Consider the following 17046-nt stretch of genomic DNA (forward strand, 5'->3'; position numbering starts at 1 on the left):
AACGGGGCGCGTCCCCGTTTTTTCCAGGCTCTCTCTGGCCTAGACTGGCTGCGTCACGTTCAGCCATCGACAGGGAGACAGCATGGCGAAGCAGATCCGTTTTGGCGATCCGGTCAACGAATCCGAGCGTTGGGCTTTTAAGCTGCTGGCGCAGGACCTGCCGGAAGACTACCTGTTACTGACCAACATCGAAATCCCCACCCAGACCGGGCAGGCACTGGAAGTGGACGCCCTGGTGATTGGCCAGTGGGGGATTTACGTGGTCGACGTCAAAGGCTATATCGGCCAGCTGGAAGCGGGGCAGCATGCCTGGCAGCTGGATGGCCGTGATGTCGATAACAGCCTGGCCAAGGCCAACTACGTGGCCCGGGTACTGGCAGGCCGCTTTAAGCACAAGTTTCCCATCGGTGTGTACGCCCCCTGGTGCCAGGGCATGGTGTTTGTCACCGGTCGGCGCGGCAGCGAAATCAGCCTGCGTAAAAACGAAACTGACCTCTCCATCTACACCCCCGAGCAGATTGTTGATGCCCTGACCGAAGACTGGGCACTGACCTCCCGTTACGCCCATCAGGTGACTGACCAGCAGAAGCAGTTGGTGCTGGACGCCATCGGCCAGGTGGCGCTGGTGGAGCAGCGCAACAACAAGATCCAGGACTTTGTGAAGCAGAAATGCCTCTACATCAAGCATGGCCTGGAGATCTGGCAGGCGGACTACAACCCCGGTGACTGGCAGGCCCCCTGGCTGCTGAAGATTCTGGTGCCCTCCGAGTGCGAAGACCGTGATCAGGCGGACCGCCTTGAAAAGCAGATGCGCGAGGAACTGTACCGACTGCAGAAACTGGCGGGATGCTCCGGCGTACCCTACAGCGCCCCGCTGATTCAGGATGGCCAGCAACTGGTGCTGCCCATCCGTATGCCCCGCGGTACCGCCATGCACCAGTTCGATTATCAGAAGTGCGACCGCACCCTGGCCCTGAATCTGCTGGTTCGGGCCGCTGTCGCGCTGCAACAGATCCACCGGCGGGGTGTAACCGTCTCCGGCTGGGGCGAAAACGGCATCTTCCTGAGTGAGGGCGGCGAGGTGGAGTTTATCGACATCCGCGACACCCTGAGCGAAGCGGACGATATCCAGCACTTTGCTGCGGTGTTCAGCGATCTTGCCCACTGCACCCACGAACCCCGCATCACCAGTTGGTTTGCCGAAGCGGCCCGCGGCCACCACACCAGCCTTGATGAACTGAGGGTGGATTTGGCGCTGGTGCTGCAACGTCCGGAAGCGTCGCGCCTGGCGGTGGACCCGGACGCACTCGCCGCCGGCATGGCCATCGACGGCCGCTACCAACTGGAGGAGCGGGTGGTACAGGGTAACGCCAGCCAGTTGTGGCAGGCCCGTCACCTGCAGGGCCAGTACCCCTGTGCGCTGTCGGTGTACCGGGGCGTGTCTGAACACTGGCCCCACCTGGCCAGCACCTATAAGGCACTCAAGGGGATCTACCACCCCAATGTGGAGCAGGTGCTGGATTTCGGTGAGATGGGAGGCAAAGAGGCGCTCTATATTACCCGGGCCTGGGTGGAGGGCGATTCACTGCGGGACCGCCAGGGGCAGATCGTGGTGGGGCAACCGGCGCAATGGTTCCCCCAGTTACTGACGGCGCTGTACTACCTGCACAACCAGCAGATCTATCACGGCGCCATCTGCCCGGCCAACATCATCTGCCAGCCGCAACGGGCGGTGCTGGTCAACTTTGGTGTGGGCCTCGATGTGGCCGCCAGTGGCTACGCCCGCAACTATGCGGATCCTGAGCTTTGGGCCAGTGAGGGTCAGGCGGAACAGGACCTGTTCGGGCTGGTGGCCAGTTTTGTCGATGTGCTGGCACCGGCAGGGGAATGTCGGGATCGGGAAGGGCTGTTGGCGGCGCTGGAACAGTTCTCGCCAGAGTTGATGCCGGAATCGTTCCGCGCTCTGTGCCGCCAGGTACTGAACTTTGAGTTGCAACTGGTGGATGGGGTGGATTACCTGACGCAGTTTGGATGGCATGACCTGCCGGGGCGTCCGGCGGGTGTGGTCCCGCCGGAGCTGATGGAAGCGTAATTCAGATGCAGCGGGCCGGTTTGGGCAGGCCCGCGATCTTGGTGGCCTGTTTAGCCGGGCCTTTGGGGAACAGCTTGTACAGGTACTTGCTGTTGCCCTTATCTTCGCCCAGTTTCTGGCCGATCGCCTTAACCAGCACGCGGATGGCGGGGCTGGTGTTGAATTCCAGATAGAATTCGCGCACGAAGTTGACCACTTCCCAGTGCGCGTCAGTCAACTCGATGCCTTCCTCTGCCGCCAACAGCGGCGCCATCTCGGGCTCCCACTGGCTGGCATCCAACAGGTAGCCCTGTTTGTCGGTGGCGATGTCGTTTCCGTTGTAGATCATGGTTACCACGCTTGCACGTTGTCGTATTGAAGAGTGAGGGCCACAAACCCCGGATAGTCCACGGTCGTGGCGGGCAGCACGGCGGTCAGGCCGCGGGCCTGGAGGTCCGGCCCCAGCAGGAACAGCGAGTAGGGCGCCAGCACCTCGGCAAAGCGAGGTTGTGCCGCCATGGCCACCGCGTCCTGGTACAGCATCAGTGCACTGCCGGGGGTCAGGTAGGCCAGGGTATCGGCCAGTGCCGCCGGTGAACCGGCCAACCGGCTGAGGGTATGGAGTACGGTCAAAACGTCAGTACCTGTTGGCTGTTGGCCAGAAGACCGGCAATTTCAGACGGGGTGCAGCGGGAGACCGGCAGCACCAGTTGTTCGGCGGTGAGGCCCCGTTGCTGCAGGGACTCGGCGCAGACCACGACGGTATCGACATCATAAAGCGGTAAAGCCTTAAAGGTGGCGATGTAATCTTTGGCGTCGATCAGGCCCGGTTGCTGGCCCTGGCACAGTTGATAGACCCCATCGCCGATAAACACAGCGGCGCATTGCTGGTCGTAACTGGCGGAGAGCAGCAACAGGTCCAGCCCCTCGCGACCACGGGCGCTGCCGTGGGGGGCGGTGCGGAATACCACCGCCAGGTTCAATGATGACTCGGTCATGACTTACCCAAACTGCACAGTGCGGTCGGCATTGGCGGCCGCGGTCACGTATTCGCCCAATCCGCCCAGGATAAAACTGGCGGACAGGTTGGCGGCGTCCAGATCCGCGTCTTCGGCGGCTTCCACATCAATCACACCGCGGCGCAAACCGGCAGAGACACAGCTGACCAGCGCCACATCGCGCTGGTGCAGGGCATCCCAACGGGCAGCCAGATCGAACTCATCACTGGCCGGGCACAGCAGGCGTGAGGCGTTGTACACCCCATCCTGATAGAAGAACACCTGGCGCACCTGGTGGCCGGCGTCCAGCGCCGCTTCGGCAAAGCGCAACGCCGAGTAAGCGTGCTGGCTGCCGTAGGGGGCGCCGTTTACAAAAAGGACAAATTGGCTCATAGCAATAAAAAAGGCCCCGTTAAGGGGCCTGATTGTAACGGATTAAAGCCGTTTAGTCGTCGCTCATGCCCAGCAGGCTCAGCAGGCTGACGAAGATGTTGTACAGCGACACGAACAGGGTCACAGTCGCGTTGATGTAGTTGCGCTCACCGCCGTGGATGATGGCGCTGGTCTGCATCAGGATGGCACCGGATGAGAACAGGATAAACAGGGCGGAGAGGGCCATCTGCAGCGGCTGAATGCTCAGGAACAGGTTAGCCACAAACAGGGCAACGATAACCCAGAAGCCGGCCTGCATCATGCCACCCAGGAAGGACATGTCCTTGCCGGTCATCAGTACGTAGGCGGACAAGCCGAAGAACACCAGTGCGGTGCCGCCCAGAGCCATCATCACCACGTCGCCCATGCCGGCGCCCAGGTACATGTTCAGGATCGGGCCGAGGGTGTAACCCATAAAGCCGGTCAGGGCGAACACGGCCGGGATGCCCATGGCACTGTTGGCGGTTTTAGCCACCAGGAACAGCAGACCATAGAAACCCACCAGGGTAATGATGATGCCGGGGTAGGGCAGGTTCATGGCCATGCTTACGCCCGCTACTGCGGCGGAGAAGGCCAGGGTCATGGCCAGCAGCATGTAGGTGTTGCGCAGGACTTTGTTTACCGCAATCCCAGAATCAACGCTGGCCGTTTCAAAACGACGGGTTTCCATTTGAGGCTCCTTAACTGAAGGCGTCTGTGCCTGTTGGTAGCTTAGAATACCGTAAAGCCAAAGGGTTTCATCCTTTGAACTGTGAGAAAGTATATCGGGATCAACCTGCGCATTTTCAACCCCTTGAGTTGAAAAGCCTGAATTTTATTCCGTTGGTGAAAACTGCGTCAGTTGAAGCACTTAGCGATAAAAGGGGCTTTACAGCCTGAGCGGAAGCCCCTAATATGCGTCCCCGTCGGAGGGATGGCAGAGCGGTTGAATGCACCGGTCTTGAAAACCGGCATACGTTAATAGCGTATCCAGGGTTCGAATCCCTGTCCCTCCGCCATATTAGAGAAAGCCTCCCAAGTGGAGGCTTTTTCGTATCTGGAACAACGCTCGGTGGACAGGGTGAGAACCCTGCGCGGGTTCGCAACGTCGTAGCGTGGGCTTTCAGCCCACGGGCAGAATGGTCTTTGGGTTGAGCTAACGCGCAGCAACAACACATCCCTGTGGCCGGGTTCCGGTCGACATCCATGCCTCCCCCTCGTCGAACTGCGATGCGCTGCATCGGTTCCGACTCGCCCACCATATTGAGAAAAGGCCCGCTTGCAGCGGGCCTTTTTGCGTTTGGGCTCTGTTGATAAGGCCGATGAGCCGGCCCCACCTTCAGAGATGTTCGATACTGGGGTCTTTACTGGCTTTCAGGGCTTCGACAGAAGCGCGGGCACGATTGACCAACTGTGGCTCGTCGCCCAGTTGGTTAAAGCCCCAGATTTCGGCATTCAGCATCAAACCGCACTGGGCGTTCAGCTGATCGCCATCCACCTTCATGTCACAGCGGTAGAGCAGCTCGTCACCCTGTTTGACCCGCAGATAGGCGCCGGGCTGGCGCTTACCATGAACCCGCCAGGTGGTTTCCACTTCGGTGGTTGCCCCAGGGGCGTCAACGCGACTGATTTGTGCGGCCCGTTGCTGGTGCAGCATATCCGCATTTTTATCGGCGACCATCACGTCAAACTGGCCGTACAGGGTGTTCTCGGTAATGACCGCCTCGTCGTCCAGCAGGATGCGGATGCGTTGACGATTGATGCGGTAGTTGGGGTTCAGCGCCGCAGCGAGTTGGTATACCGGGCCGGTGATGTTGGACTCACCCTTCCCCAACAGCCCCTGAATCATGACGTCACAGCGCAGGGCAGGACCGCCCCGGGCCATCACGTAGTCACGATTGCGTTGGGCCAGGTTCTCTGCCAGTGCTTTGCGGCCTGACACAATCAGGTGGCCGACCGACAACGTTGGCAGTTCGGCGGTATGCAGCGCGACACTCAGGGTGATGCCCACATTGGGGTTGGCGTCGTTGTACCAGGTACCGGGAAGGTACCAGGCCTGGGCCAGCGGGTGGTTGGGCTTGCCTTCACCGTCGTAGGGAAACTCGTGTTCGTGGCGCTCGTACAGCTCTTTACCCGCTTCACGGCAACGTTCGACAAAAGGCATCAGGGCGGCTCTGAAGCGGGCATCCTGATTATCGAGGCGACCAATCGGGGTTTGCGTTTCCCGGCTGTGCATCGACAGGTCTGTCGTGTTTTGTGCGTAAATCGGCAGGCTCAGCAGCGCCAACGACAATAAATGGATGTACTTCATCTGCGGTTGTCTTCTTCCCTGAATGAGCAACGTCGAACGGATTGGCCACACTATGGCGTTTTTTTGCTCTTGAGCCAAGCGTTGGAGCGAATGTCCGGTTGGCTGCTGTAAAGGATAAGCCAGTACAAACAAGGCTTTAATCGACTGTTTAAGGCCGGTTACAATGCGTTCGACACACCGTGATGTCCCAAATTGAGCCGTTTCTTATGCGTACCCGAACTCAAACCCACGTTGCCTTCTCCGAAGTGAACTGGGGCACCCTGAAATCCCTGTTGCCCTACCTGATGGAGTTTCGCACCCGGGTGGCGTTGGCGCTGTTGTGCCTTGTGGTGGCTAAAGTGGCGAGTGTTGGCCTGCCCTTTATTCTCAAACACGTGGTGGATGGCCTTGATGGCAAAGGAACGTCGGCGGTGATCACCCTGCCACTGGGGCTGCTGGTGGCCTACGGCGCGGTACGCTTCTCTAATGTGTTGTTTGGCGAGCTGCGGGATACCCTGTTTGGCCGGGTAACGGAGCGGGCCATGCGTCGCCTCGGCTTGCGGGTGTTTGAGCACCTGCACAGCCTGGATCTGGACTATCACCTGGGGCGCCAGACCGGCGGCATCTCGAGGGATATCGAGCGGGGCACCGCCGGCATCAGCTTCCTGATGCGCTTTATGGTGTTCAATATCGGCCCAACCCTGCTGGAGATCGCCATGGTGATGGGCCTCCTGTGGTGGAACTACCACCTTGGCTTTGCCCTGATCGTCGGTGTCGCGGTGGTGCTCTACATTACCTTCTCCGTCATTGCCACCGAGTGGCGCACCCACTTTGTCCGCGAGATGAACCAGGCCGAATCCCAGTCCAGCAGCCGTGCTGTGGACAGCCTGCTTAACTTCGAAACGGTGAAGTATTTCACCAACGAGGCGGAGGAGGCGCGCCTGTACGATCAGGGACTGGCCCAGTGGGAGTTGGCGCGGCGTAAAAACCGCTTGTCGCTGTTTGCGCTGAATGCCGGCCAGGCGCTGATCATCGCACTGGCAATGACTGCGGCGCTGATTCTGGCCGCCACGGATGTGATCAGCGGAGAGATGACGCTGGGGGACTTTGTCCTGATCAACGCCTTTATGATGCAGGTGTTTATGCCCCTTAACTTCCTCGGTTTTGTCTACCGGGAGATGAAGGGTGCCATGGCCAATATTGAGAAGCTGTTTGGCCTGCTCGACGTCAAAGCTAAGGTGGTCGATGGTCCCGAGGCCAAGCCCCTGCAGCCGGGGCCCGGGCGCATTGAGTTTGATGACGTGCGGTTCCAGTACCACCCGGACCGCCCAATTCTGAAAGGGATCCGTTTTACCGTTGAGCCGCGCCAGAAGGTCGCCATTGTCGGCAGCAGCGGGGCGGGTAAATCCACCCTGTTTAAGCTGTTGTTCCGGTTCTATGACGTCAGCGAAGGCGCCATTCGGATTGATGGGCAGGATCTCAGAAACGTCACCCAGCACTCTCTGCGCAGCGCCATCGGCGTGGTGCCGCAGGATACCGTGTTGTTTAACACCAGCATTCTGGAGAATGTCCGCTACGGTCGGGTTTCTGCCACCGATCAGGAGGTCTGGGAGGCGATCCGTCTGGCTCATCTGGATGGCTTTATCGAACGACTGCCGGAGGGCATCGATACCCTGGTGGGGGAGCGTGGACTGAAGCTGTCCGGTGGTGAGAAACAGCGGGTCGCCATTGCCCGGGCGCTGTTAAAACGGCCCCCCATTATGGTGTTTGATGAAGCCACTTCGTCGCTCGACAGTCACTCAGAAAAGAGCATTCTTACCGCCTTGCAGGAGGTGGCGTTGGAGCAAACCACACTGGTGATCGCCCACCGTCTCTCTACGGTGGTGGACGCCGACAGCATTGTGGTGCTGGAAGATGGGGAAGTGGTGGAGCAGGGCACCCACGACGCGTTGCTGCAACGCCAGGGGCACTATGCCCGTCTGTGGGCGCTGCAGCGGCAACAAGCGAGTTGATCGCTCTGCCAAAACGCCGCGTTTACGACCCTTTAATCTGGCGAACTGAGTGAATGAAGTGATGCAATCCACCCGGATACCAAGGGTTTGCAAAGGGCAATGCAACTGAATTATTGTGTGTCCTTACCTTTTATTTACAAGAGGGGACGTCTGGCGTGAGCAAGGAGCGCGTTCGCGAGACATTGTCTGAAAAACAGCTCAGTGAAATGGTGGAGTTGCTGTATCAGCAACTGCGCCAGCGCGCCCGTTCAGTCCGAAGCCGCCTTCCCCATTGCGCCACCATGGATTCCCGGGCGCTGATCCACGAAGCCTACGCCAAGATGGCGCAGGGCAACCATCAGTTCCACAGCGAAACCCACTTTCTGGCCACCGCCAGCACCGCGATGCGCCACGTGATGATCGATTACGTTCGGCAGAAAAACGCCGGGAAGCGTGACGATGATGGCGTCGAGCCCGCTCTGCTTATCCCCGAACAGGAGCAGGAGCGCCTGTTGGAGATCGACAAGGCATTGACGCGGTTTGAGCAGCATTACGAGCGCGAGCATAAGGTGGCGGTGTACCGCATCTTTGGCGGCATGACCCTGGAAGAGACCGCGCTGGCCGTCGGCGTCTCACTGGCAACGGTCAAGCGCGACTGGGCGTTTGCCCAGGCCTGGCTCTATAAGCAGATCGCCAGTTGACGGCCACAACCACGGACAAAAGGATTTGAACGTTGTCGAAGCCTGACGATATTCGCATCATGTTTGAGCGGGCAATGAACCTGCCCGAACCCATGAGAGCAGAGTGGATGGCCACTCTGGATCAAGTTACCCGCGATGAACTCACCGAGCTGCTCGATCACGCTGATGCCGGCCGCCACTACTTTAAGAGCCTGACCGGCTTTCTCTATGGCAGCGATGCGGACAGTCTCGAAGACCCGCTGGAGCTGCTGGGCAAAGAGATCGGCGGCTATACCGTCACGGAACTGCTGGGGCAGGGCGGGATGGGGGTGGTCTACAAAGGTTATGACCCTAAGCTGGAACGTTCGGTGGCGATCAAGCTGCTGGCACCGGGCCAGCACCTGTCTGATGTGGCACGCAGCCGTTTTCTGAGCGAAGCACAGCTGGTCAGCCGCCTTGATCACACCCACATCGGCATCCTCTACGGCCACGCCCTCACTCAGGAGGGGCTGGATGCCATGATCATGGCATTCTATGACGGCCAGACCCTCGACAAAGTGATTCAGGACGGTGCACTGACGGCCGACCAGTTGGTGACGATCTGCCGGGATGTGATTGAAGGGTTGAGCTACGCCCACGAGCAGGGCGTAATCCACAAGGACATCAAGCCCGCCAACCTGATGCTGCTGGGCAATGGCCAGATTAAGATCCTCGATTTCGGTGCCGCTGCCTACCTGGAACAGGAGCAGGAAGACACTGCGGTGCCGATAGGCACCACTGCCTATATGAGCCCGGAACAGATCCGGGCGGAACCCCTGACGCCGGCCACCGACTTCTGGTCGTTGGGGGTGGTGCTGTTCGAAGCGGCCATCGCTAATGGCTGGATTGAGCGGGTTAACGCCTTTACCTGGGCTCAGAATCCCGCCGCCAGTAGCCTGCGCGCGCCTGAAGAGGTCGAGCGGCTGCTGTTGGCGATGCTGCGGGTGGATCCGGAGCAACGGGCGCAGGCGGTGCGGCAGTTGGCTGAACCGACAGTGCCCACCGCCAATCAGGTGAAATTCGGGTTTACCCGAAAGGGGTGGCTTGGCGTGGCCGGTGCGACGTTGTTGAGCGTAGCCGGTGCCTTTGCCTGGTACGCGATGACGCCAACGGCGCTGCAATTGCCGGAACATCGCAAGCTGGCTCTGCACTTCGATCACGCTCAACCCATTGAAGCTGGCCTCGCCAGTGAGCTGTCGGACCGACTGACCGCCCTGGCCTATGAACAGGGCAACGTCTCCTACCTCGGCAGTTTTGATGGTGAGGGTGGTGCGGATGGGACAAACCCCGATGGCGTCGATCCGGCCAGCGCCAACCTGACCTGGTTGCTGGACCTGACGGACTCAGAGCAGGACGCCACCCTGGGTAAAGACCAGGTTCGTTTGTCACTGATTCTGACCGAAACCAGCACCGGTGATGTGCTGGTGGACTGGCAGCAAATCTATCCCCGTTCGCGCCTGGACCTGATCCCGGCGGACCTTTATCAGCAGGTGCTGGCCGCGTTGGCGATTGAGCCGGAGGGGCTGGCGCAGCTCACCGCGCAGGAGTCGATCACCAACCCCGAGGCTTACGCTCAATACCTTGAGGCCCGGGCGATTCTGGAGGATTACCAGTCTGATATGGATGTCAGCCAGGTTGAGCGGCTTGATGAGGCGTTTACCCTGGCCCAGGAAGCCAACCGCATCTCGCCCCAGGCCAGCTACCAGCTGTTGCTGGCCTGGTTACGGATGGAACAATACACCGTCAGTGATGAATCAGAGATACTCAATGACGCCATCTATTGGGCCAACCAGGCGCTGGCCACCAATGGCAACCTGATCGACGCCTACCTGGTATTGGGTCGACTGTATGGGGAGAAGGATCAAAACGGCAGCGCCATCGCGTCCTACCAGCTGGCGCTGCAGCACCAACCCAAGAATCTTGATGCCTATGAGGGGCTGGCTCGGGTTTACATCGGTATGGGCCGGTTTGATGAAGCCGAATCCACGTTGCAACAAGCGCTCGTACTCGACCCGAATCATTGGAAGACCCATTCGGCATTGGGTGTCACAGACCACTATGCCCAGCGGTATCAACAGGCAGCGGTTCACTATAAGGATGCCCTGGCACTGGCGCCGGGCAATCGCGCCATTCGCTCCAATTTGGCGGTCCTGCTGGTCGACCAGCAGGATTATACCGGCGTTCTCCAGGCCTATGAGGGCGTAGCCGATGCGCAACTGGACGGCTTTGAGCGGCTGAATGTTGCGGTCGCCCACTTCTACTTACAGGACTTCCACCAGGCAGTGCGCTACTACCAGCTGGCACTGGAGCAGTTTCCCAATATGCATGGGCTTTGGGCGCAACTTGGCCTGTCTCAGGTGCTGGCAGAGGGGGAGGCGAGTCCGGCTGCGCAGGCCAGCTTTGAACGTTCTCTGACCCTGGCGGAAATCAAGTTGAAAGATAACCCCTACAGCATTGCCATGCTGGCTAACATCGCCAATTGCCGCAGCTGGTTGGGTCAGCATCAGTCCGCTGCGGAATCGCTGAATGAGGCTCTGGCGTTGTGGCGCAGCCAGAGTGATGAAACTGGCTCTCGGCTCACCCGGCAGGTGGTCAGTACCGGCATATTGGTGCTGGAGCGCAGTGGCCGGCGTGATGCCGCCCTGGCGCTGTTTCAGGAGGGGCAGGAGCGGGGCTTTGATGCCAACGCATTAATGGCCATTCCCTATTTATCCGAATTGAAAGCGGACAGCCGCTTTCAATCGATTCTCAATCTATAAACCCTAAGGAGAGACTCCATGAACCTGGATGGTTACTACCTCGTCCCGTTGTCCATTAATCTGGATGGCGGCCAACCCGTCGTCAGCTATGACCCGCTGTCCAATGGCGAACAGCCGCAACTGAAAATCGACCTGCAGGATAACCCCGCTGACAGCTTTGACCAGCTGCAGTACGTCATCAGCATTGATCCCCGTGCCAAGCTCAGCGCCATTGAGTGGTCGTTTAAGCTGGCCAGCGCTGAGGCTGACCTGAGTGAAGTACTGGCGCTGTATCGTGTGGAGAAGGGTCAGTTGGTGCCGGTTGAAGGGCTGTCTATTGGCACTCAGCGCATTGCGGTAGAGGGCATTACCTCGCTGGAGCTGAATTTTGCCATTGCTCGCAAAGGTGCGCCTCTGGATAAGGCGATCGAGCTGAAAGACCAGTTCCTGAGCGTGACCCCCATCAGCGATACGCAGGTGAATACCGGATTGGGCGACCCACAGGATGAAGGTTTTCCACCGGGTGGAATCATCCGCATCTGACGCCAGCGCCGCCCATTTGGGCGGCGTTTTCTTTTCGGTTAAAAAAATTGAGCCAATCGGGGAGCGTGCTACGTCTTAATGAGTAAACCAGTGACATAACCCCAAGGATTGGACATGACAGACCGCACCATCACCGCCCCAAATACTCCTGGCCGAACGGCGCCCTCATCCTGGCAAACCCTGGTGGAAGCCCTGCCGCAACTGATGCTGGACCGGGAACTGGATAAGCAACTCACCACGCTATCGGCCCTGTTTGCCCAGTGCTTTCCGGGCAGCTATGTGGATTGGCACTGGCGCGGACGCCGTTACGCTAACCTGCATCCCGCTTGTGAAGAGCAGTTCCGGTTGAGCTGCAACAATCTGCTCAGTGGTCGTGTCTATGCCGAGCGTCGTGTAGACGAAGCGGTGGAAGCGGAGCAGAAAGCCTGGCTCAAAGCCTGCGGTGATGTGATCACCAGCCATGGCCGTACCCAGTTGAGCCGTGCCGACTTCAATGCCCTGAGTGACATTCGGGTGGCGTTGCCTGAGGCCGCGTATATTCAGGCTGCCAACCAGTACGTTGAGCTGTTTGATGAGCAGGACAACAGCCAGCTGTTCCGGGTCAACCTCCACCAGGTTGAGGCGATGTTTGGGGATGTGGTGATTCGCGTGCACCGCAGTTATCTGGTGAATGCCGCCGCCGTCACCGCGGTTGAGCGCAAGCGTAATGGCCGTTACGTGCTGAAAATCGGGGAAACCGTGATCCCCATTGGTGACAGCCACCTCGATGCGGTGCGGGAGCGCCACCCGGGTTGGTTCAGCCAACGCCCCAATCCACGCCCGCTGCAGAGCTGGTTGTACCCGAAAGGGGATGAAAATGGCGTAAAGCTGACCGGTTAAACTGCCCGGCTCTTTACAGACGCGGCTGAGCTACCTATTATGCACCGCGTCGGAGGGATGGCAGAGCGGTTGAATGCACCGGTCTTGAAAACCGGCATACGTTAATAGCGTATCCAGGGTTCGAATCCCTGTCCCTCCGCCATATTAGAGAAAGCCTCCCAAGTGGAGGCTTTTTCGTATCTGGAACAACGCTCGGTGGACAGGGTGAGAACCCTGCGCGGGTTCGCAACGTCGTAGCGTGGGCTTTCAGCCCACGGGCAGAATGGTCTTTGGGTTGAGCTAATGCGCAGCAACAACACATCCCTGTGGCCGGGTTCCGGCCGGCATCCCTGCCTCCCCCTCGTCGAACTGCGATGCGCTGCATCGGTTCCGACTCGCCCACCATATTAGAGAAAGCCTCCCAAGTGGAGGCTTTTTCGTATCTGGAACAACGCTCGGTGGACAGGGTGAGAACCCTGCGTGGGTTCGCAACGTCGTAGCGTGGGCTTTCAGCCCACGGGCAGAATGGTCTTTGGGTTGAGCTAATGCGCAGCAACAACACATCCCTGTGGCCGGGTTCCGATCGGCATCACTGCCTCCCCCTCGTCGAACTGCGATGCGTGGCATCGGTTCCGACTCGCCCGCCATATTAGAGAAAGCCTCCCAAGTGGAGGCTTTTTCGTATCTGGAACAACGCTCGGTGGACAGGGTGAGAACCCTGCGCGGGTTCGCAACGTCGTAGCGTGGGCTTTCAGCCCACGGGCAGAATGGTCTTTGGGTTGAGCTAATGCGCAGCAACGACACATCCCTGTAGCCGGGTTCCGGTCGGCATCCATGCCTCCCCCTCGTCGAACTGCGATGCGCCGCATCGGTGCCGACTCGCCCACCATATTAAGAAAAAGACCCGCTTGCAGCGGGCCTTTCGGCGTTTGGGCAAATAGGGTGAGCCAACGTAGCGTGGGCCTTCAGCCCACAGGCGGCATAAGCCAGAGATTCAAAGCGCGCTTATCAGCCTAAAGCTGGCGGGTTTGGAGAGGGTAACAACAAGTGGCCTGGCTATTTAGGCTGGGGGGATGCCGCCCGTTGCCATTTTCGCTCTGCTTGTTGCACCAGTCGTTGTGCATCGCTGGTGTGTCCGAGGCGCAGTTGGGCCTTGGCCAGATAAGCCAGGTGGGGCCATTCAAGTCCGGGGTGGCGCTCAATCAGGAAGTGATAACGCTGGTAATCGCCTTTGCGACCCTGTGCCAGTGCCAGCTGCGCCAATCCAATCAGGGCTTCAATCTGTTGACCGTCCAGTGCCAACGCCTGCTCGAAGCGTTGGCTGGCCTGATTGGTCAGCCGTTGTTCCAGTTCCACCTGGCCGAGCAAAGCCAACGTTCTGGGGTCATTACCGTGTTGCGCCAGCCTGGCACGCAACTGCTGCGCCATCGGTTCAAGGGAACCGGCAGAACAGCAACGGGGGAGTTGGCCCAGATTGGCGTGGCGGCGCAGGTCCGTCAGGTCCTCATAACCGAGGGGCACGAGATAGACCTGTTGGGGATTGAGTACGTACTCGGGCACCCGTGCCTCGGCAACAGAACCGTAAGGCGGCATCAGGGTAATAAGGGCGAGAAAAAAGAAAGGGGTCCGCATCATGGACCCCAGTTAAGCTAAGTCGTTCGCTTCGGGCAAGCGCCCGGAGTGAGCGGATCAGACCTCTTTGTCGGCCATCAGCTTGGCCAGCTCGAACGGGTCGATCTCAACCCCTTCCAGTGACGGATCCCAGTCGATGCCAACCACCACCTGATCTTCACTCAGGCTTTCCAGCCAGCTGTCAAAAAACTCGGCCACCGGAATGGCGGTCGGTACGTATTCCGCCCACTCATCCTGACAGATCGCCTTGGCACCGGCCTCGCTGGAAAACAGCGGCAGGGCATCGGTCTCTTCAAATTCGGCTGAGTCCACGACAACCCAGTCGTCGCCAGCGCTGAGTGCCCAGATCTGGCCGCTCTCGGTGACGGCATCGATAAAGGCACGGATTTCGGGTTGGATCGGGTTATCGCTCATGAGGGATCTCCTGTAGAAACTGAGCACATCGTCGCCCAGTGCACCCGCAAGCGCAACTGTGTTGCATCCGGTTTGTGGTGTAAGCGCTGAATTTCCCTGCTAACTGGCTGGCGATTCGGCAAAAAGGGGCTGGGAATGTGGCGCGGGATCTGAAAGGATCCCAACCGATCAGTTACTCGAACAGGACGTTCCCATGGTCAAACTGACCCCCAAACAACAGGTGTTGCTGCTGCTCGACGAAGCGTTGGCGACCGGCGTACGAGGCCGGGTCGCCACCATATTGAAGCAGGCCAAGGCAGAGATTGAGGGGCGGCCTGCGGCTGATGACCAGTTTTATGCCCAGGCCAGCAGCGACATCAGTGACCCCGACTGCCCGGGATTGGTGTTTAAAGTCGGCAAGCACAAGCGACGCTGGATCTACCGCTATACCCCCAAAGGCGCGCGCTCAACCCGACAGCAGACCCTTGGCCAGTTCCCCCAGATGGGGGTAGAGCAGGCCCGCGCCGCCTGGCAGGCCGCACGGGCGGCTCGCGATGGCGAGGTGGCGACGCCGGAGCAACCCACGTTTTCAGTACAGACTCTGGTGGAACGCTACGTTCAGTACGCAAGGAACCATCGGCCTCAATGGCGCCAGGAGCAGCGTTTGTTGGAGGGCGTGCTGTGGGAGCAGTACGGCGAGCGGGAAGCGGACAGCATCGACGGCGAGGTGATCGGGCTGTTGATCAGCCAGGCTCGTGAGCAGGCCCGCCAACGGGGCGGCCATGGTCAGCGCGCCGCCGAACATGCGCTGTTGTGTTACCGCCATCTGTTCAATGTGGCCCGCGGCGTGGCGACGCCGGCCCCCGAGTCCGGCCCCTGGTTGTCACCACGTTTGGCTAACCCTTGCGAGGGGCTTCAGGTTAGCCGCCAACCGGTGACCGAGCGGGCCATCACCCTGTCTGAAGTAGGGATCTATCTCAAAGCGTTGATCCGGTTACCGGTGAACGAGTCGCTCAAGCAGGTGCTGATGCTGCAGCTTGGATTGCTGCTGCCGTTTTCGGCACTGTGCCGGATGCGGTGGCAGGGGATCGACTGGCGTCGGGGCAGGGTGGTGATTGAGGACACCAAAGGGCAACGGCGCACCTTCCCATTGCCGGAGCAGGCGATGGAGATGCTGCAGCAGCGCAAACGAAATGCCCTGGCCAGCGACTGGGTTTTTCCCGCCATGAAGCAGCAACACAAACCGCTGCCAGCCACCTATCCCACCCAGCTTCTCGCGGCAGTACGTCACCACCTTTCATTGCCTGACCAATTTACCGCAGAGGCCATTTGTCGACTTGGGCGCGGTTGGCTCAAATCGGAGAATGACCTTCCTGTCGTTCGTTTGCCCATTGTGGAAGAGCAGGGCAGTGAACTCCAACTGGTGGCCATCAAGAGCCAGCTAGAGCAGTGGAATCGGCACCTGGCCAACCTCAGGCAGACCGTTTGAGTCCAATTTCATGCTGTAACGAAAAATGTAATCATCTAGCTGGCACGGTGTTCGCGGGCAATGTTAAAGGGGGTGGTGCCGGTAAAGTCGGGTGTTTCGTTTAGGGCGATGGATGCGGGTCAGTGGCTGCTTCGCTCAGCCAGGTGAGCGCAATCCGCGGTGCTTAAGCCGGGCAAGTCAGGCAGGAACTTGGCGCGTGAATGGCCTTGGGGGATGTCGTGAATGTGTCAGAAGGGATTCGGGTTGGTCACTGTTCTGGGTGGTATGACCAATTGCCCTGTTGGCAAAATGCCCGGCCGAAAGGTGACCGGGCATCATAACGATCAGGCTTTGAACGGGGCCTGGAATTCGTTACGCAGGCTGGCGTTACGACGGGCGGATTTCAGGTCTTTAACCATCATCTTGATGCCCTGCTGCAGCAGTTGCTCCATCATGGCGTTGGCCTGCTCGTCGTTGCGCTCTTCGCCTTCGGCGTTTTGCTCAACCATGGCCAGCAGCTCAGCGGTCGGGCCAACCAGGGTGAACGCGACCACAGCCTGGAACTGCTCGAAGCTGTCCATGATGTTGCGAGCGCTCTGGGGTTGAGCTTCCCACGCGTGGCGCAGCGGGCCTTCTACGGCGTTGTATACGGCAAATACGGCCTCGTGCTGGGCTTCCGGTGTACCCATAAACTCCAGTACCTGCTTCAGCTCTGCAGGCAGGGCAACGTTTTCGCTCATCGTGTTCTCACTATCAGGGGTTGGAAAGGGCGCTATCTTAGCGGATCTGGGGCAAATGTCAGTGCCTTTTGCCCCAGGGATATGACCCAAACGGTGAACCGACGCTCAACGCATTGGTGAACCGCCCCCCGAAGGCGCGGTAACACCGAGTGGGTTGTCGTCCCAGCCCATCCGGACGGCGCCAGAGCGCCCGG

The 17046-nt window shown here is 59.4% G+C and carries 16 protein-coding genes and 2 tRNA genes; 9 read left to right on the forward strand and 9 right to left on the reverse strand.

The genetic code is table 11. The features are described 5' to 3' along the window. Nucleotides 1-82: 82 nt before the first annotated feature. Nucleotides 83-2092, forward strand: a complete 2010-nt coding sequence (locus FBAL_RS09230; protein WP_013345332.1) for an NERD domain-containing protein kinase family protein — start codon at nt 83-85, stop codon at nt 2090-2092. A gap of 1 nt (nt 2093) precedes the next feature. Here the strand turns inward: FBAL_RS09230 and FBAL_RS09235 are convergent, their stop codons facing one another. Genes FBAL_RS09235 through FBAL_RS09255 form a run of 5 tightly spaced genes read right to left on the reverse strand, consistent with a single transcriptional unit; the run spans nt 2094 to nt 4171 of the window. Then, on the reverse strand, nt 2094-2420 hold the full coding sequence (locus tag FBAL_RS09235; protein WP_013345333.1) for a TusE/DsrC/DsvC family sulfur relay protein: 327 nt from the start codon (nt 2418-2420) through the stop codon (nt 2094-2096). A 2-nt stretch (nt 2421-2422) separates the two neighbouring features. Continuing rightward, nucleotides 2423-2704 (reverse strand): sulfurtransferase complex subunit TusB, encoded by a 282-nt coding sequence (tusB, locus tag FBAL_RS09240; RefSeq protein ID WP_013345334.1) that lies wholly within the window; start codon nt 2702-2704, stop codon nt 2423-2425. Next, complete coding sequence (gene tusC / locus FBAL_RS09245; protein WP_013345335.1) at nt 2701-3069, reverse strand: sulfurtransferase complex subunit TusC; 369 nt, start codon at nt 3067-3069, stop codon at nt 2701-2703. Before tusC ends, tusB begins: the two co-directional genes overlap by 4 nt. Nucleotides 3070-3072: 3 nt before the next feature. Next, the gene (gene tusD, locus FBAL_RS09250) at nt 3073-3462 is read right to left on the reverse strand and encodes a sulfurtransferase complex subunit TusD (RefSeq protein ID WP_013345336.1); all 390 of its coding nucleotides are present in this window, start codon (nt 3460-3462) and stop codon (nt 3073-3075) included. Nucleotides 3463-3514: 52 nt separating this feature from the next. Further along, the gene (locus FBAL_RS09255; protein WP_013345337.1) at nt 3515-4171 is read right to left on the reverse strand and encodes a Bax inhibitor-1/YccA family protein; all 657 of its coding nucleotides are present in this window, start codon (nt 4169-4171) and stop codon (nt 3515-3517) included. Between the two features lie 237 nt (nt 4172-4408). Here FBAL_RS09255 and FBAL_RS09260 point away from each other — a divergent pair. Continuing rightward, a tRNA-Ser gene (locus FBAL_RS09260) sits at nt 4409-4499 on the forward strand. A 320-nt stretch (nt 4500-4819) separates the two neighbouring features. Here the strand turns inward: FBAL_RS09260 and FBAL_RS09265 are convergent. After that, nucleotides 4820-5791 carry a hypothetical protein gene (locus tag FBAL_RS09265; RefSeq protein WP_013345338.1) on the reverse strand — a complete coding sequence of 324 codons (972 nt, stop codon included), beginning with the start codon at nt 5789-5791 and terminating at the stop codon, nt 4820-4822. Between the two features lie 206 nt (nt 5792-5997). Here FBAL_RS09265 and FBAL_RS09270 point away from each other — a divergent pair, with 206 nt between their 5' ends. The 6 genes from FBAL_RS09270 to FBAL_RS09295 all read left to right on the forward strand — a co-directional run bounded on the left by FBAL_RS09270 (nt 5998) and on the right by FBAL_RS09295 (nt 12782). Beyond that, a complete protein-coding gene (locus FBAL_RS09270; protein WP_013345339.1) occupies nt 5998-7782 on the forward strand; it encodes an ABCB family ABC transporter ATP-binding protein/permease in 1785 nt (594 codons plus the stop codon). Nucleotides 7783-7937: 155 nt separating this feature from the next. Then, on the forward strand, nt 7938-8462 hold the full coding sequence (locus tag FBAL_RS09275) for an ECF-type sigma factor (RefSeq protein WP_013345340.1): 525 nt from the start codon (nt 7938-7940) through the stop codon (nt 8460-8462). A 32-nt stretch (nt 8463-8494) separates the two neighbouring features. Next, on the forward strand, nt 8495-11239 hold the full coding sequence (locus FBAL_RS19590) for a serine/threonine-protein kinase (protein WP_148226730.1): 2745 nt from the start codon (nt 8495-8497) through the stop codon (nt 11237-11239). Nucleotides 11240-11257: 18 nt separating this feature from the next. Further along, on the forward strand, nt 11258-11761 hold the full coding sequence (locus FBAL_RS09285) for a hypothetical protein (protein ID WP_013345342.1): 504 nt from the start codon (nt 11258-11260) through the stop codon (nt 11759-11761). Between the two features lie 114 nt (nt 11762-11875). Continuing rightward, a complete protein-coding gene (locus FBAL_RS09290) occupies nt 11876-12640 on the forward strand; it encodes a LytTR family DNA-binding domain-containing protein (RefSeq protein WP_013345343.1) in 765 nt (254 codons plus the stop codon). Nucleotides 12641-12691: 51 nt separating this feature from the next. Continuing rightward, nucleotides 12692-12782: transfer RNA gene (locus tag FBAL_RS09295), tRNA-Ser, on the forward strand. Nucleotides 12783-13675: 893 nt separating this feature from the next. On the opposite strand, the gene FBAL_RS09300 is transcribed toward FBAL_RS09295, so the two are convergent. Both FBAL_RS09300 and FBAL_RS09305 read right to left on the reverse strand, forming a co-directional pair. Continuing rightward, nucleotides 13676-14254, reverse strand: coding sequence for a tetratricopeptide repeat protein (locus FBAL_RS09300; RefSeq protein WP_013345344.1), 579 nt, complete (start codon nt 14252-14254; stop codon nt 13676-13678). Nucleotides 14255-14308: 54 nt separating this feature from the next. Continuing rightward, nucleotides 14309-14665: a DUF2750 domain-containing protein gene (locus FBAL_RS09305; RefSeq protein WP_013345345.1), complete on the reverse strand. Its 357-nt coding sequence runs from the start codon at nt 14663-14665 to the stop codon at nt 14309-14311. A 193-nt stretch (nt 14666-14858) separates the two neighbouring features. On the opposite strand from FBAL_RS09305, the gene FBAL_RS20095 reads away from it, so the two are divergent. Then, nucleotides 14859-16133 carry an integrase family protein gene (locus FBAL_RS20095; protein ID WP_013345346.1) on the forward strand — a complete coding sequence of 425 codons (1275 nt, stop codon included), beginning with the start codon at nt 14859-14861 and terminating at the stop codon, nt 16131-16133. Between the two features lie 323 nt (nt 16134-16456). Here FBAL_RS20095 and FBAL_RS09315 read toward each other — a convergent pair whose 3' ends face one another. Beyond that, nucleotides 16457-16852: a DUF3069 domain-containing protein gene (locus FBAL_RS09315; RefSeq protein WP_013345347.1), complete on the reverse strand. Its 396-nt coding sequence runs from the start codon at nt 16850-16852 to the stop codon at nt 16457-16459. Between the last annotated feature and the right edge of the window lie 194 nt (nt 16853-17046).

Origin of the sequence: Ferrimonas balearica DSM 9799 (genome assembly GCF_000148645.1) — a bacterium.
Lineage (GTDB): Bacteria > Pseudomonadota > Gammaproteobacteria > Enterobacterales > Shewanellaceae > Ferrimonas > Ferrimonas balearica.

Bases quoted from the DNA above. Each gene is read 5' to 3' on its own strand.
- FBAL_RS20095 (WP_013345346.1), top strand. From the start codon at position 14,859: ATGGTCAAACTGACCCCCAAACAACAGGTGTTGCTGCTGCTCGACGAA.
- FBAL_RS09235 (WP_013345333.1), bottom strand. From the start codon at position 2,420: ATGATCTACAACGGAAACGACATCGCCACCGACAAACAGGGCTACCTG.
- FBAL_RS09290 (WP_013345343.1), top strand. From the start codon at position 11,876: ATGACAGACCGCACCATCACCGCCCCAAATACTCCTGGCCGAACGGCG.
- tusC (WP_013345335.1), bottom strand. From the start codon at position 3,069: ATGACCGAGTCATCATTGAACCTGGCGGTGGTATTCCGCACCGCCCCC.
- FBAL_RS09285 (WP_013345342.1), top strand. From the start codon at position 11,258: ATGAACCTGGATGGTTACTACCTCGTCCCGTTGTCCATTAATCTGGAT.
- FBAL_RS09255 (WP_013345337.1), bottom strand. From the start codon at position 4,171: ATGGAAACCCGTCGTTTTGAAACGGCCAGCGTTGATTCTGGGATTGCG.
- FBAL_RS09265 (WP_013345338.1), bottom strand. From the start codon at position 5,791: ATGAAGTACATCCATTTATTGTCGTTGGCGCTGCTGAGCCTGCCGATT.
- FBAL_RS09270 (WP_013345339.1), top strand. From the start codon at position 5,998: ATGCGTACCCGAACTCAAACCCACGTTGCCTTCTCCGAAGTGAACTGG.
- FBAL_RS09230 (WP_013345332.1), top strand. From the start codon at position 83: ATGGCGAAGCAGATCCGTTTTGGCGATCCGGTCAACGAATCCGAGCGT.
- FBAL_RS09300 (WP_013345344.1), bottom strand. From the start codon at position 14,254: ATGATGCGGACCCCTTTCTTTTTTCTCGCCCTTATTACCCTGATGCCG.
- FBAL_RS09315 (WP_013345347.1), bottom strand. From the start codon at position 16,852: ATGAGCGAAAACGTTGCCCTGCCTGCAGAGCTGAAGCAGGTACTGGAG.
- tusD (WP_013345336.1), bottom strand. From the start codon at position 3,462: ATGAGCCAATTTGTCCTTTTTGTAAACGGCGCCCCCTACGGCAGCCAG.
- FBAL_RS09305 (WP_013345345.1), bottom strand. From the start codon at position 14,665: ATGAGCGATAACCCGATCCAACCCGAAATCCGTGCCTTTATCGATGCC.